Genomic DNA, 14615 nt, shown 5'->3' with positions numbered 1-14615 from the left:
AACGATCAACGGAGACCAACGCTCATGCTGCAACTCATCCTTCCCGTCCTGCTGTTCGCCGCCCTGGGCCTGGCCGTACTGGGCGCCGCGAAACGCTTCTTCATGTGGCGCCGCGGGCGCGCCTCGCACGTCGACTGGCTCGGCGGCCTGCTGAAGATGCCGCGCCGCTACCTAGTCGATCTGCACCATGTGGTCGAACGCGACAGCTACATGTCCAAGACCCACGTGGCGACGGCCGGCGGCTTCGTACTGGCCGCCGTATTGGCGATCGTCGTGCACGGTTTTGGTCTGCACAATCGCATCCTCGGTATCGCCTTGCTGGCCGCCACCGCGTGCATGTTCGTCGGCGCACTGTTCGTCGCCGCGCGCCGGCGCAACCCACCGGCGCGCTTGTCGAAAGGCGCCTGGATGCGCCTGCCGAAAAGCCTGCTGATGTTCTCCGCGAGTTTCTTTATCGCCACCTTGCCAGTGGCCGGTGTGCTGCCAGCAGATTTCGGCGGCTGGGTGCTCGCGGCCATTCTGGCCATTGGCGTGGCCTGGGGCGTGTCCGAGCTGTTCTTTGGCATGACCTGGGGCGGGCCGATGAAGCACGCCTTCGCTGGCGCCCTGCACCTGGCCTGGCACCGCCGCAGTGAACGCTTCGCTGGCGGTCGCTCCACCGGCCTGAAAGCACTGGACCTCAACGACCCGAAAGCACCACTGGGCGTGGAAAAACCCACCGACTTCACCTGGAACCAGCTGCTCGGCTTCGACGCCTGCGTGCAGTGCGGCAAGTGCGAAGCCATGTGCCCAGCCTTCGCCGCCGGCCAACCGCTGAACCCGAAGAAACTGATTCAGGACATGGTCATCGGCCTGGCCGGTGGCACTGACGCCAACTTCGCTGGCTCGCCTTACCCTGGCAAGCCACTTGGCGAACACGGCGGCGGCCCGCACCAGCCAATCGTCTCGCTGCAGGGCAAGGCGCTGGTCGACGCCGACACCCTGTGGTCGTGCACCACCTGCCGCGCCTGCGTGGAGGAGTGCCCGATGATGATCGAGCACGTCGATGCCATCGTCGACATGCGCCGTCATCTGACTCTGGAAAAAGGCTCGACACCCAACAAGGGCGCCGAAGTGCTGGAAAACCTCATCGCCACCGACAACCCCGGCGGCTTCGCGCCCGGCGGCCGGTTGAACTGGGCCGCTGACCTGAACCTGCCGCTGATGAGCGAAAAGGGCCAGGCCGAGGTGCTGTTCTGGGTCGGCGACGGTGCGTTCGACATGCGTAACCAACGCACCCTGCGCGCTTTTGTGAAGATCCTCAAAGCCGCCAACGTAGACTTCGCCGTGCTCGGCCTGGAAGAACGCGACAGCGGCGACGTGGCCCGCCGCCTCGGCGACGAAGCGACCTTCCAGCAGTTGGCCAAGCGCAATATCGCCACTCTGGCCAAGTACCAGTTCACGACCATCGTTTCCTGCGACCCACACAGCTTCCACGTGTTGAAAAACGAGTACGGCGCGCTGGGCGGCGATTATCAGGTCGTGCATCACAGCACCTTCATCGACACGCTGATGCAGCGCGACTTGCTCACGGTCGGGCAACACAAGGGCGGCAGCGTCACCTATCACGACCCTTGCTACCTCGGCCGCTACAACGGCGAATACGAAGCACCGCGCGCGGTCCTCAAGGCCATCGGTATCGAGGTGAAGGAGATGGCCCGTTCCGGCTTCCGCTCGCGCTGCTGCGGCGGCGGCGGCGGCGCGCCGATTACCGACATTCCCGGCAAGCAGCGTATCCCGGACATGCGCATGGAAGACATCAAGGAAACCGGCGCCGAGTTGGTGGCCGTTGGCTGTCCACAGTGCACGGTGATGCTCGAAGGCGTGGTCGAGCCGCGCCCACAGATCAAGGACATCGCCGAGCTGGTGGCCGAGGCGCTGATCGAAGCCGAAGCACCGCAGAAGAAGCCCGTTACGCAACCCACTGCAGTGGAGGTCGCATGAATATCGACGTGCGTGACAACCTGGCAACGGGCGATGGGTTATCACCCATCCTACAAAGCGCGATCCGTAGGATGGGTGCCAACCCATCAACAAAAACCACCCTCCTGAGCTGCCTGACGGGAGACCGCCATGAGTGACATCATTCGCCGCGATCCGCGCGCCGAGCGCATCGCTCGCAACCGCCTGCACCCGCTGCATGCGGCCCTGCAAACCCAGCAGACGCAGTGGATGGGACCGAACGGTCTCGTCCGCAAGAACCCGCATGCCATCGCCGCCGGCTTTATCGGCCCGGCCGGGCTCAAGCGCATCGACCGCAGCGGCGCCCAACAAGGCGGCAGCAACAAGCGCCAGAGCAGCAGCGCTGTGGTGCAACTGCCGCTGCATGTGGTCGAGCAACCGGCATTCGTCATCGCCGTGGTGCCGGACATGGTCGGCGGGCGCCTGAGCAGCCACGACAAGGACCTGCTCGGCCTTGCCCATCAGCTGGCCGGCAAGGACGGTGCGGTGCTGGCCGTGGTATTCGGTGAACACAAGGAGGCCGCATTCGACACCGCTGGCGTCGACCGCCTGCTGCAGCTGGAAGGTGACGAATACAGCGGCTACTCGCCCGAGCAGAGGGTGCTGGCGTTGCGCGCCGTGGAGAACCAGTACAACCCGCGCCATTGGTTGCTGCCAGACAGCCGCACCGGTGGCGGCGAACTGGGCCGGCGCCTGGCTTCCAGCCTGGGCGAAAGGCCGGCAACCCGTGTCTGGCAGGTCAAGGATGGCAAGAGCACCGGGCGCGCCGGCGCTGGCCGCGAAGACATCGCGCGAGCAGCCCCGCGGCTGCTTCTGGCTGCGGCGGAGTGTGCCGAGCCGGTCAGCGAGACCCGGCATGAGGCCAGAGCGGTAAAACTGTCCGACCCGGTCGCGCGTAACCTGCCTCGTATCGAAGACCTCGGCTCGGTAGCCGTCGACCCGGCGCAAATTCCCATGGCCGAGTCGGAGTTCATTCTCTCGGGCGGCAACGGCGTCAAGGACTGGGCTCTATTCCACCGCGCCGCCGTCGCCCTCGGTGCCACCGAAGGTGCATCACGGGTGGCGGTCGATGACGGCCACATGCCGCGCGGCCGCCAGGTTGGCGCTACCGGCACCTGGGTTACCGCACGCGTCTATCTGGCTGTCGGGATTTCCGGTGCTATCCAGCATCTGCAAGGCATTGGCGCCTGCGACAAGGTGGTGGCAATCAACCTCGACCCGGGCTGCGACATGATCAAGCGCGCCGACATGGCCGTCATCGGCGACGCCGCCGCCATCCTCCAGGCGCTGATCGAGCGCGTCGAGGCTCACCGCCAGGGAGCCAAACGCGATGCTGCATAGTTCACGATTCGGCGGCCCAAGGGAGATGGCGCTCACCTGTGCGGGCCGATTCTTCACCATCACGCTGCACCGTTCGGATGCAGAAGACGACAGCGCTTTCCGCCCGACGTCACCGGAGTCGCGCCATGACTGAGTTGAACATCGTCACCCTGATCTCCATCGGCTCTCACCCCGCTTCGGGCCGGCCACGGCGTGCCGAGCAGGACGCTCGCGCCGTGGAGTTGGGGCTCAAGCTGGCCGGTGAAAAGCTCAATGTGGTGCATGCCGGCGACCCCCAGGAAGACACCCTGCGCGCTTATCTAGGCATGGGCTTGCCAGGCCTCACCGTACTCGAACAGACCCGCGAGGCCGATGCGCTGCCTGCCCTTGTCGAACACCTGCAATTGACCAAGGCACAGCTGGTGCTGACCGGCAGCCAGGCGGAAACCGGCGAGGGCTCCGGCATGCTGCCGTATCTGTTGGCAGAGCGCCTGGGCTGGCCGCTGATCGTCGGTCTGGCCGAGGTAGAGCGCATTGATGGCGGCAGTGCTCAAGTGCTGCAAGCGCTGCCCCGCGGCCAGCGTCGGCGCCTCAAAGTGCGCCTGCCGTTTGTGGCCAGTGTCGACACCGCGGCCCCGGCGGCCCGCCAGAGCGCATTCGGTCCGGCGCGCCGCGGTACGCTGGATCGCGAAGCGGTGGAGCTGGTCGACGACCCGCTCTACGCCGATGCGCAATGGCAACCGGCCCGGCCGCGGCCCAAGCGCTTGAAAGTGATCAAGGCCAAAACCGGCGCCGAGCGCATGAAAGCGGCCACGGCAAAAGCCTCGGGGGGTGGCGGGCAAGTGATCACTGGCGTCTCGCCACAGGAAGGCGCAGAGGCTATCTTCAAACTATTACTGGACGAAGGCGTGCTGCGCTGACTGAACGCCGCCTCCTTACACACTGAGAGGACAGGACGATGATGCATACCGACTTGATCGACCAGGAAGACCTGCGTGAGCGCCTGGTTGCCCTGGGTATCAGCATCCCCAGCGGCGCGAGTGCCGAGCAGGCTTGTGAATACGCGGTCACCGGCCTGTGCCCCGAGCGAGCACTTGCCCTACGCCGGATGGTTGAAGAGATACTGGCGGGTAGCGCTACCGTGCTGCCCACGGTACGCGAAGCAATTTCCCGTACGCTGCTGCCCGCGCTCGTTCCCCGCCGCTAGAAATCCCTTCCACTCCGCGACGAGGCCATGGCCGCCAGGCCATAGGCGACCGCGATTCGCACAAATTCTGTGCATCTGCCTGTGGATAAACTGTTGAATAACTGCCAGGCGCCACGGATATTGGGCGCTGCGGTTACCTGCGCTTTTTTTACCCAGCGCGCTCGCCACTAATTCGGCGAGATGCCCGTCACAGGGCCTTCCAAACAATTTTGCGGAAAAATGCGGTGGTCTTATCCACACCAATAGCTTGCGCACAAATACTGTGTGCGTAACTGTGGATAAGCTGTTGGACACGCACTGGAGGCGAGATGCAATGGGCATCTCGCAGGGCTGGTTAGTTCTTGACCACTGCTAATTCACGGGCGGACGGTGGCGACAGGGCCACCTCCGTAAACAGCGTCAGACGATACGCACACTGGCAAACGTCGACTCGCCCTGCGCGCGGCTTAGCGCCGACATCGCGGATGACGACTCTTGCATCAGGTCGTCTCGGATCGGTACGAGAGACACCACATTGGACGAGTTGCCAGCCCGCTCGTCGCGCGGCGGAATGCCAAAATACTCGCGATAACACTTGGAGAAGTGCGGTGTCGAAACGAAGCCGCAGACCGAGGCCACTTCGATGATCGACATCGAGGTTTGCTTGAGCAACTGGCGGGCGCGAATCAGGCGCAGCTTGAGGTAATAGCGCGACGGCGAACAATGCAGGTACTTCTGGAACAGCCGTTCCAGCTGACGGCGCGACACATCGACGTAGAGCGCCAGCTGGTCGAGGTCGATAGGCTCCTCAAGGTTGGCCTCCATCAGCGCGACTATTTCCTGCAGCTTTGGCTGGTTGGTGCCCAGCATGTGCTTGAGCGGCACGCGCTGGTGATCCTGCTCGTTGCGGATGCGCTCGTAGACGAACATTTCAGAAATCGCGGCAGCCAGCTCCCGGCCATGCTCGCGGCCGATCAGGTGCAGCATCATGTCCATTGGCGCGGTGCCGCCCGACGAGGTATTGCGGTTGCGATCGATGGAGAACAGCCGGGTAGTAATGGCAGCGCGGGGGAAGGCTTCCTGCATCGCAGCAAGAAACTCCCAGTGCACACTGCAATCGTAGCCATCCAGCAAGCCGGCCTTGGCCAGCGCCCAACTGCCGGTGCACACCGCGCCCATCTGCCGACCATGGCGCGCCTGCCCCTGCAGCCACTGCACATGCTCACGGGTGACGCTGCGCTGAATGTCCACGCCGCCGCAGACGACTACCGCGCTCAGGGGTGGCGCGTTAGCGGAGCTGGCATCCGGGGTGATCTGCAGACCATCGCTGGCAATCACCGGCAGGCCATTGAGGGTGAGGGTATGCCAGCGATACAGCTCCTTGCCGGAGAGCTGGTTAGCCATGCGCAGCGGCTCCACAGCCGACGCCAGGGAGATCAGCGTGAAACTGTCCAGCAGGAGAAACCCGATGGAATGTGGAACACGACTCTGCAGCTGCGCATCCTGATTGAACTGTGACATGGGTGAACCCTCACGCTAAGCACGTTGTGAGCCTTCATCGCGAGGCTCTGATTTTCTTGTATTCGCGGTATATGCAAGTCAGGCAGATGGCCTATACAACGCAAAGGTCATGCCGACATTGAACGGTCATTCAATAAAAACCAGGGATAGCCTGGAACGCCCCGGTGACGGCAATCCGTCGCTCTGCATCAGTGCCGCCGAAATAGGTGCAAAGTGCCATGCCACAAGGGCTTGAGCATTTTGGTAGCACTGTTGCGAGACGCTGTTCCCGCACGATCAGAATGGTTACCTGACGGCAGTAACGAGAAATGTGACCGACCGGTCACGAAGGCGGCGTTTCGGCCATCGATCAGCCTGCACCAAAAGCTGGCGGGCAAGCAGCCCGCTGGTCAAAAAACGCTCACGCCAGCAAGTGCGTCAGTGGAATCGAGACGGTCATTGCTCCGTTCGGGTCGGCCCGATCGAGCATCACGCAAATCACCTTGGCGTTTGCCGAACGCCTGGCAGCGCAGGTCAATAGACGTCGCTTGGCTAACCAGGGCGCATTCGGTTCTAACCCGCTGCTGCCAATCATTGCAATCAGCACGCGGATAACACCGAAGCGGTGCATTTTTTGCGAAGATTTACCGCTACCGACAGCCTTACATACGATTTTTTCAAATTCGCTGCAGCCCCCGGCTCACCTAGCCTGACGCTGACAAAAAAGCTGAGAACCGCGCCGTTCCTGGCTTGTAGCCTTAGCCAAGGGTAGAAAAAATCTGTTAAGGTTTTTTAGGTGATGGCTTTTGTGTCGTCGCCCAACACGTCAGGGTCGCAATTCGATAATTGCCACGACCGCAAGACTATATCGTTGAGTCAGCCGATTTCGTCGCTGCCCCTCTTGACCAGAGCGGCAGACCGGAGCCCTCCGCTCCGGACCGAAGAACAGATAAGTGCTGGCTACCGCAACTGGGCGCCAGTCCAACAAGAAATTTCGGATGTACGCGCATCTCGGATGAGATGTGAATTCCCAAAGGACTGGGCTTCGTAACACTGCCAGAGGGTTTGGAAAGCAGTTTGCAACACGGCAAGGCAAGTTTCATTCGACTACGTACCCAGGCAATGCCGAAGGCTGCTCGCAGCCATGGCAGGGCGTCGGTAGCGTGCACGAGTGCCAGCAGAACGCCATGCAGCAGAACGCTGTCCAAACCTCGGAACCGTGTATATACCCACAAGCAAGAACAGTCGACATCGCCTGACGAACGCCCGGTGGGCGCTCGGCAAGCCGCGTGTAGCTGCTCTGGATGTTTACTGAAGGGGAACCATCCCATGCAGTCTGGAAAAATCGTCGTCGAAAACCTCTACAAGGTGTTCGGCGACAAGCCGCAAGAAGCCATCGACCTGCTCAAGCAGGGCTGGAGCAAGGACCGAATCCTCGCCGAGAAAGGCGCTGTCATTGGCGTCAGCGACGTCTCGTTCAGCGTCGAAGAGGGTGAAATTTTTGTGCTGATGGGCCTCTCCGGCTCGGGTAAATCCACCCTCATCCGCCTGATAAACCGGCTGGTCGAGCCGACCGCCGGAGACGTCTTCATCGACGGGCAGAACGTCGCCAAGCTGCCCAAGGATCAACTCATCGAGCTGCGTCGCCGCGACATGAGCATGGTCTTCCAGTCTTTTGCACTGATGCCGTCGCGCACCGTGCTGGACAACGCCGCCTTCGGTCTCGAAGTGGCCGGCAAGGGTCGTAAGGAACGCGAAGAACGCGCCATGCAGGTCCTCACCCAGGTTGGTCTGGACACCTTCGCCAGCAAATTCCCTCACGAGCTCTCGGGCGGCATGCAGCAGCGCGTCGGCCTGGCTCGCGCCTTGGCCGTCGACCCGTCGATGATCATCATGGATGAAGCCTTCTCGGCCCTCGACCCGCTCAAGCGCCGTGAGATGCAGGATATCCTCCTTGAGCTGCAGAAGACCGACCGCCGCACCATCATCTTCGTGTCTCACGATATCGAAGAGGCCATGCGCATCGGCAACCGCATCGGCATCATGGAGGGCGGCAAGCTCATCCAGGTCGGCACGCCGCAGGAGCTTATCGACAATCCTGCCAATGAATATGTGCGTAACTTCTTCGACACGGTCGATACCAGCCGCTATCTGACCGCTGGCCAGCTCAAGTCCGACAGCGTGCCGATCTACGTGCACAACGGCAAAGCGCCTGATGCACAGACCGTTTGCCGTGAGCTGCAGGAGCAGGATAAACACTACGCCTTCATCGTCGACGAAGACAACAAGTTCCAGGGCTCGATCAGCCTGGAGAAGATCGCCCTGTTGGTCGAAGGTGGCGAATCCTGCTCCCTGAACCAGGCTGTGCTCAAGGAAATCAATCCGGTTCCCGAGAACATGCCGCTCGATCAGGTGATCGGTCGCCTGGTGGACAACGAGGGTCCGATCCCGGTAGTCGACCAGGACGGCAATTACAGTGGCGCCATCAGCAAAGGCCGCCTTCTGACTCGTCTGCAGGGAGAATAACATGAGCGAGAAACTGGATCTCGGCAGCTGGGTCAACGACTCGGTGCAACACCTGCTGGATAACTACAGCGGTGCCTTCGACAGCATCGGCAGCGTGGTCAGCGGCTTTTCCGAGGGCATCGAGGCAGTACTCATGCTGCCCCCGGCCTGGCTGCTGATCGCCATTTTCGTGGCCCTCGGCCTGTGGCGCATCGGCTTCCGCTTCGCCGTGTTCACTGCCATCGCCTTCGTGCTGATCGTCATGACCGGCTTCTGGGAACAGACCGTCGTCACCCTCGGCCTGACCTTCTCGGCCACCCTGATCAGCTTGTTGATGGGCATCCCATTGGGGATCTGGGCCGCCAAGAGCGAGCGCGTATCGACCATCATCCGGCCGATTCTGGACTTCATGCAGACCATGCCGGCATTCGTCTACCTGATTCCCGCGGCCATGCTGTTCGGCCTCGGTCGCGTGCCCGGCATCATCGCCACGGTGATCTTCGCCATGCCGCCGGCGGTACGCCTGACCAGCCTGGGCATTCGCCAGGTCAACAAGGAAATCGTCGAGGCCGGCCAGTCGTTCGGTTGCAACGGTCGTCAGCTGCTGTTCAAGGTGCAGCTGCCTAACGCCATGCCGTCGATCATGGCCGGCGTCAACCAGACCATCATGATGGCCCTGTCGATGGTGATCATCGCCTCGATGGTCGGCGCAGGCGGCCTGGGTAACGACGTGTTGGCCAGTATCCAGCGCCTGGACATCGGCCTGGGCTTCGAAAGCGGTATGGCCGTGGTGCTGCTGGCGATCATTCTCGACCGCATCACCGAAAGCTTCGGCACGCCGCGCACTGCGGCCAATCGTGCCGGTTGGTTGAACTGGCTGAGTGCACGCCTGCAACGTCAGTAGCGGGCATACTCAACGTTCTTTCAATTCTACAAGGATCCCCGGATGAACAACTTTTACAAAGCGGCAGGGGTCGGTTTGTTGTCCTGCGCGTTGATGCAAGGCGCGTGGGCTCAGGAGCCGTCGAGCTGCAAGCAGGTGCGTTTCGCTGAAATCGGCTGGGCCGATATTGCAGCGACCACCGGCGTGGCCATGACCCTGACTGAAGGCCTCGGCTACCAGCCGCGCAAGACCATGGCTTCGGTGCCGATCGCCTTCACCGGCGTGAAGAACAAGCAGATCGACGTGTTCCTTGGTTACTGGGCGCCATCCATGGACTCGGTGATCGAGCCGTTCACCAAGGACAACAGCGTCAAGGTACTGCCCAAGGCCAACCTGGAAGGTGCCAAGTACACCCTGGCAGTACCGACCTACGCCGCTGAAGCAGGTCTGAAAAGCTTCCAGGACATCGCCAAGTTCAAGGATCAGCTGGGTAGCAAGATCTACGGTATCGAGCCGGGTAACGACGGCAATCTGTTGATCGACGGCATGATCAAGGACAACACCTTCGACCTCGGCGATTTCAAGATGGTCGAGTCCAGCGAGGCCGGCATGCTGGTGCAGGTACAGCGCGCAATCCGCAAGAAAGAGCCAGTGGTTTTCCTCGGCTGGGCACCACACCCAATGAACACTCAGCAGGACATCACCTACCTGTCTGGCGGTGACGATGTATTCGGCCCGGATTACGGCGCCGCCAAGGTCTATACCGTGGTACCGCCAGATTACGAAGAACGCTGCGCCAACGTCGGCAAGCTGCTGAACAACCTGCAATTCAACGTCGATATCGAAAGCCAGTTGATGGAAAAAGTGTTGGAGAAGAAGGACCCAGCCGACGTGGCCAAGGAGTGGATCAAGGCTAACCCGCAGGCGCTCGATGCCTGGCTGGAAGGCGTGACCACCTTCGACGGCAAAGACGGCGTTGCTGCCGTGAAGAAATTCGTCGGGCTTTAACAGCCCGCACTCACTGTGATCCGGCCTTTACACGCCGGGTCAGGTACAGACAGGTGGCGCACACTGCGCAACCTGTCAGCTGGGAGGCACGCCTCCCATGCGCCCGGTTTCACCAGGGCCATGCCCTGCTCTGCACAGCCGGTGCCGCAAGGCCCGCGATCAGAACGAGCCAGTAAACCAACTGAACTGCCACTCACTGACGGAGCAAGACCTATGCATAACTTTAAACGCCTCTGCCTGCAGAGCCTCGGTGTCGCAGCCCTGGCGATGGGCATGTCCAGCGCCATGGCCGCCGATAAGCCCGCCTTGAAGATCGGCTACGTAAACGGTTGGGACGACAGTGTCGCCGTGACCCACGTAGCGGGCGAAATCCTCAAGACCAAACTCGGTTACGACGTCACTCTGCAGCCGGTAGAACCCGCCATCATGTGGCAAGGCCTGGCTCGCGGCGACCTCGACGCCACCCTCTCTGCCTGGCTGCCAGCCACCCACGGCGAATATTTCGAGAAGCTCAAGGACAAAGTCACCGTCCTGGGCACCAACTACGATGGCGCCAAGATCGGTCTGATCGTGCCGGAATACGTAGAAGCCAAGACCATCGCTGACCTGGAGAAATACGCCAAGGACTTCGACGGCAAGATCACCGGCATCGACGCCGGCGCCGGCGTGATGCGTCGCGCCGAAGAAGCCATCAAAGAATATGACTTGAAGAGCATCAAGCTGATGCCGAGCTCGGGCCCGGCCATGGCCACCGCCCTGACCCGCGCCGAGAAGGCCAAGAAGCCAATCGTGGTGACCGGCTGGATCCCGCACTGGATGTTTGCACAATGGAAACTGCGCTTCCTGGAAGACCCGAAAAACGTCTTCGGTGAAGCCGAGCACGTCGACACCGTGGCCAATCCAGGCCTCGAAGCCAAGGCGCCAGACGCCGTGGCCTTCCTCAAGAAGCTGTCGTGGAGCGCCGAAGAAGTGGGCGCGGTCATGCTGTCGATTCGTGACGGCGTGAAGCCGGAGGAAGCGGCCAAGCAGTGGATCGCCAAGAACCCGGATCGCGTTGCCGAGTGGCTGAAATAAGCCACCGTTAAGCACCGCCTCTCGAATGCCAGTCAGGTGATCTGACTGGCATTTTTTATGGCCGCGCAGAAAGACTGGCGCCGCAAAGTATTCGTTTTCTTCATGCTGCCTGAGCAGTGCATACCACGCGCATTAGCGGTTTCACTTCCCTACCGCCGTATATTTTTGTATATAGCGTTATCGCATGTGGCCGTGTTCGCGGCGAGTACCTACAGGAGTCGCTCATGATCACCCGCCTCGCTCGGCAGCTTTTCATCGTCTGCACTGCCCTGGCAGTCGCCGGTAACGCGTTTGCCGATCAGGTGCAGGTCGCCGTCGCGGCTAACTTCACCGCGCCGATGAAGGCCATCGCCGCCGCGTTCGAAGAAGACACCGGGCACAGCGTGCAGGCGTCCTACGGGGCTACCGGGCAGTTCTATGCACAGATCAGCAATGGCGCGCCCTACGAGGTTTTCCTTTCCGCCGACGACAGCACGCCCGCCAAGCTCGAGACGCAAGGCCAGGCCGTGAACGGATCACGCTTCACATACGCCATCGGCAAGCTGGTGCTGTGGTCGCCAAAACCGGGCGTTGTCGATGACAGCGGCGCAGTGCTCGAGCACGGTGATTTCAAACACTTGGCCATTGCTAACCCGAAGGCGGCGCCCTACGGCCTGGCTGCGACCCAGACGCTGGAAAAATTGGGCCTGAGCAACCGCCTCAAAGGCCGGATCGTCGAAGGTCAGAACATCACCCAGGCGCTGCAGTTCGTTTCCACCGGCAATGCCGAGTTGGGTTTCGTGGCGCTTTCTCAGGTGTACAAGGACGGTCAGATCACCAGTGGTTCGGCTTGGGTCGTGCCCGAAACGATGTACCAGCCGATCAGCCAGGACGCGCTGATCCTCAAGAAAGGCGCGGACAACCCAGCGGCCAAGGCGCTGGTCGATTACCTGAAGGGGCCGAAAGCCGCCGAAATCATCAAGGCTTACGGCTACCAGCTTTAAATGGCCTGTAACGACCGCTGGCAGGCTGATGCAAAGGGTCAGGCTGCTATAAGGCGAGAGCAGCCGTAGGGTGGATGACGCTCTTTTCATCCACCATTGCAATCGCAGAGCGGTGGACGGATGAGGCGTCGTCCACCCTACGACGGCTGCTCTCGCCTTTGTGCAGCAATCGATTTGAAATGCCGGCGCCTTAGTCGGAAGATCAGCAGCCGGCTCCGGCGCTTTACCGTCCACCACAGCTTAAAGGCCATTGCATGCCCCTGGGCCCCAACGATTTCGCCGCCATCCTCCTCACCCTGGAGCTGGCCACACTGACCACGTTGCTGTTGCTGCTAGTCGGCACGCCCATCGCCTGGTGGCTGTCGCGTACCGATTCCTGGCTGAAGCGACCAATCGGCGCCATCGTCGCCTTGCCGCTGGTGCTGCCACCGACGGTGATAGGCTTCTACCTGCTGATCAGCATGGGGCCCAACGGTTTCTTCGGCCAACTGACCCAGAGTCTCGGCCTGGGTACCCTGACCTTCACCTTCGCCGGACTGCTGATCGGCTCGGTGTTCTATTCCCTGCCGTTCGTGGTGCAACCCTTGCAGAATGCCTTCGAAGCCATTGGCCGTGCGCCGCTGGAAGCTGCGGCGACGCTACGCGCAGGGCCCTGGGATACGTTCTTCAACGTGGTGCTGCCACTGGCCAAGCCGGGCTTCGTTACCGCCTCGATCCTCGGTTTCGCCCACACCGTAGGTGAGTTCGGGGTGGTGTTGATGATCGGCGGCAACATCCCCGGCAAAACTCAGGTGGCCTCGGTGCAGATCTACAACCACGTGGAAACCATGGAATACGCGCAGGCTCACTGGCTGGCCGGTGGCATGGTGGCGTTCTCCTTCCTGGTGCTGCTGGCGCTCTATTCCAGCGGCCGCCGCAGCCAGAGGGCCTGGACATGAGTGGCACGCAGATCCACGCCCGCTTCAGTCTGGCGCACCCCGGTTTTACCCTGGATGTCGACCTGCAGTTGCCCGGCCGTGGCGTCAGCGCGCTGTTCGGCCACTCAGGCTCGGGCAAGACCACCCTGCTGCGCTGCGTCGCCGGGCTGGAGCGACCTGGCAGCGGGGTTCTACAGGTCAACGGCGAATCCTGGCAGGACAGCGCCAACGGCATCTGGCTCCCGGCCCACCAGCGCCCGGTCGGCTACGTGTTTCAGGACGCCAACCTGTTCCCTCACCTGTCGGTGCGGCGCAACCTCGAGTTCGGTTTCAAACGTATCGCCAAGGCGCAGCGGCGCGTGCCTTTCGAACAGGCGGTCGAACTGCTCGGTATCGAGCACTTGCTGGAGCGCCTGCCGGAGCATCTCTCCGGCGGTGAGCGCCAGCGCGTCGGCATGGCCCGCGCCCTGCTCACCAGCCCGCGCCTGCTGTTGATGGATGAGCCGCTGGCGGCGCTGGATCTCAAGCGCAAGGGCGAGGTGCTGCCTTATCTGGAGCGCCTGCATGACGAGCTGGATATCCCGATTCTCTACGTCAGCCACGCGCCGGACGAAGTGGCGCGCCTCGCCGACCACCTGGTGGTGCTCGACGAAGGCAAGGTGACGGCCAGCGGGCCGCTTCAGCAAACGCTATTACGCAGCGACCTGCCGTTCATCTTTGAAGACGATGCCGAGGCGGTGATCGAAGGCCGCGTGGAGCGTCATGATACGCAGTACGACCTGCTCGACATCAGCCTGGCCGGCAGCTCCGCCTGCCTGCGCCTGGCCCACGCGCCGTTGCCGGAAGGGCGCCAGGTGCGGATCAAGATCAAAGCCCGAGACGTCAGCCTGAGCCTGCAACAGGCCCGCGACAGCAGCGTGCTCAACCTGCTGCCAGCCACGGTCGAGCACTGGTTCGAGCTGCCTAATCCGGCACACCGTCTGGTCGAACTGCAGCTGGGCGAGCAGCGCATCATTGCGCGCATCACCCGCTATTCGTTCGACCAGCTGGGCATTCACGCAGGGCAGCCGCTGTGGGCGCAGGTCAAATCGGTGTCGCTGCTGGCGTCATAGGGGTAGGCCGTTGAAAACCTGGGTATCGCTTTGCTCAACCCAGGCTGCAAAACTGCGCCAGCGCCCATGGTGGGTTACGCCGCAACCGAGCACGCGTCGTGCCCGCCAGCGTAAGAAGCGCCTGAA

General features: G+C 62.0%; 12 protein-coding genes. 11 read left to right on the top strand and 1 reads right to left on the bottom strand.

The features are described from left to right. Positions 1 to 24 precede the first annotated feature (24 nt). The 4 genes from dgcB to BLS60_RS12150 all read left to right on the top strand — a co-directional run bounded on the left by dgcB (position 25) and on the right by BLS60_RS12150 (position 4528). Complete coding sequence (gene dgcB, locus BLS60_RS12165; protein WP_092368371.1) at positions 25 to 1983, top strand: dimethylglycine demethylation protein DgcB; 1959 nt, start codon at positions 25 to 27, stop codon at positions 1981 to 1983. Between the two features lie 129 nt (positions 1984 to 2112). Beyond that, positions 2113 to 3342 carry an electron transfer flavoprotein subunit alpha gene (gene etfA, locus BLS60_RS12160; RefSeq protein WP_092368368.1) on the top strand — a complete coding sequence of 410 codons (1230 nt, stop codon included), beginning with the start codon at positions 2113 to 2115 and terminating at the stop codon, positions 3340 to 3342. A gap of 125 nt (positions 3343 to 3467) precedes the next feature. Next, positions 3468 to 4241, top strand: coding sequence for an electron transfer flavoprotein subunit beta (gene etfB, locus BLS60_RS12155; protein ID WP_092368365.1), 774 nt, complete (start codon positions 3468 to 3470; stop codon positions 4239 to 4241). Positions 4242 to 4279: 38 nt separating this feature from the next. After that, positions 4280 to 4528: a hypothetical protein gene (locus BLS60_RS12150; RefSeq protein ID WP_070881082.1), complete on the top strand. Its 249-nt coding sequence runs from the start codon at positions 4280 to 4282 to the stop codon at positions 4526 to 4528. A 399-nt stretch (positions 4529 to 4927) separates the two neighbouring features. Here BLS60_RS12150 and gbdR read toward each other — a convergent pair whose 3' ends face one another. Next, positions 4928 to 6028 (bottom strand): choline metabolism transcriptional regulator GbdR, encoded by a 1101-nt coding sequence (gene gbdR, locus BLS60_RS12145; RefSeq protein WP_092368362.1) that lies wholly within the window; start codon positions 6026 to 6028, stop codon positions 4928 to 4930. A gap of 1308 nt (positions 6029 to 7336) precedes the next feature. On the opposite strand from gbdR, the gene BLS60_RS12140 reads away from it, so the two are divergent. The 7 genes from BLS60_RS12140 to modC all read left to right on the top strand — a co-directional run bounded on the left by BLS60_RS12140 (position 7337) and on the right by modC (position 14489). Further along, positions 7337 to 8533: a quaternary amine ABC transporter ATP-binding protein gene (locus BLS60_RS12140; protein ID WP_092368359.1), complete on the top strand. Its 1197-nt coding sequence runs from the start codon at positions 7337 to 7339 to the stop codon at positions 8531 to 8533. Position 8534: 1 nt separating this feature from the next. After that, complete coding sequence (locus BLS60_RS12135) at positions 8535 to 9416, top strand: ABC transporter permease (RefSeq protein WP_070881086.1); 882 nt, start codon at positions 8535 to 8537, stop codon at positions 9414 to 9416. A 42-nt stretch (positions 9417 to 9458) separates the two neighbouring features. Then, positions 9459 to 10403 carry a choline ABC transporter substrate-binding protein gene (locus BLS60_RS12130; protein ID WP_092368356.1) on the top strand — a complete coding sequence of 315 codons (945 nt, stop codon included), beginning with the start codon at positions 9459 to 9461 and terminating at the stop codon, positions 10401 to 10403. Positions 10404 to 10616: 213 nt separating this feature from the next. After that, positions 10617 to 11477, top strand: coding sequence for a glycine betaine ABC transporter substrate-binding protein (locus BLS60_RS12125; RefSeq protein WP_092368353.1), 861 nt, complete (start codon positions 10617 to 10619; stop codon positions 11475 to 11477). Positions 11478 to 11701: 224 nt separating this feature from the next. Beyond that, entirely contained in the window at positions 11702 to 12460 is a 759-nt protein-coding gene (gene modA / locus BLS60_RS12120; RefSeq protein WP_092368349.1) for a molybdate ABC transporter substrate-binding protein, read from the top strand. A gap of 254 nt (positions 12461 to 12714) precedes the next feature. Beyond that, positions 12715 to 13398 (top strand): molybdate ABC transporter permease subunit, encoded by a 684-nt coding sequence (gene modB / locus BLS60_RS12115; protein ID WP_070881090.1) that lies wholly within the window; start codon positions 12715 to 12717, stop codon positions 13396 to 13398. Then, the gene (gene modC / locus BLS60_RS12110) at positions 13395 to 14489 is read left to right on the top strand and encodes a molybdenum ABC transporter ATP-binding protein (RefSeq protein WP_092368346.1); all 1095 of its coding nucleotides are present in this window, start codon (positions 13395 to 13397) and stop codon (positions 14487 to 14489) included. Before modB ends, modC begins: the two co-directional genes overlap by 4 nt. Positions 14490 to 14615: the final 126 nt, after the last annotated feature.

The sequence above is a fragment of the Phytopseudomonas seleniipraecipitans genome, from assembly GCF_900102335.1.
Lineage (GTDB): Bacteria > Pseudomonadota > Gammaproteobacteria > Pseudomonadales > Pseudomonadaceae > Aquipseudomonas > Aquipseudomonas seleniipraecipitans.
This window is presented reverse-complemented; position numbering and strand designations above follow the sequence as displayed.

What these genes read in the sequence shown, in the direction of transcription:
- dgcB (WP_092368371.1), top strand. Translation starts at nt 25, where the DNA reads ATGCTGCAACTCATCCTTCCCGTCCTGCTGTTCGCCGCCCTGGGCCTG.
- etfA (WP_092368368.1), top strand. Translation starts at nt 2,113, where the DNA reads ATGAGTGACATCATTCGCCGCGATCCGCGCGCCGAGCGCATCGCTCGC.
- etfB (WP_092368365.1), top strand. Translation starts at nt 3,468, where the DNA reads ATGACTGAGTTGAACATCGTCACCCTGATCTCCATCGGCTCTCACCCC.
- BLS60_RS12150 (WP_070881082.1), top strand. Translation starts at nt 4,280, where the DNA reads ATGATGCATACCGACTTGATCGACCAGGAAGACCTGCGTGAGCGCCTG.
- gbdR (WP_092368362.1), bottom strand. Translation starts at nt 6,028, where the DNA reads ATGTCACAGTTCAATCAGGATGCGCAGCTGCAGAGTCGTGTTCCACAT.
- BLS60_RS12140 (WP_092368359.1), top strand. Translation starts at nt 7,337, where the DNA reads ATGCAGTCTGGAAAAATCGTCGTCGAAAACCTCTACAAGGTGTTCGGC.
- BLS60_RS12135 (WP_070881086.1), top strand. Translation starts at nt 8,535, where the DNA reads ATGAGCGAGAAACTGGATCTCGGCAGCTGGGTCAACGACTCGGTGCAA.
- BLS60_RS12130 (WP_092368356.1), top strand. Translation starts at nt 9,459, where the DNA reads ATGAACAACTTTTACAAAGCGGCAGGGGTCGGTTTGTTGTCCTGCGCG.
- BLS60_RS12125 (WP_092368353.1), top strand. Translation starts at nt 10,617, where the DNA reads ATGCATAACTTTAAACGCCTCTGCCTGCAGAGCCTCGGTGTCGCAGCC.
- modA (WP_092368349.1), top strand. Translation starts at nt 11,702, where the DNA reads ATGATCACCCGCCTCGCTCGGCAGCTTTTCATCGTCTGCACTGCCCTG.
- modB (WP_070881090.1), top strand. Translation starts at nt 12,715, where the DNA reads ATGCCCCTGGGCCCCAACGATTTCGCCGCCATCCTCCTCACCCTGGAG.
- modC (WP_092368346.1), top strand. Translation starts at nt 13,395, where the DNA reads ATGAGTGGCACGCAGATCCACGCCCGCTTCAGTCTGGCGCACCCCGGT.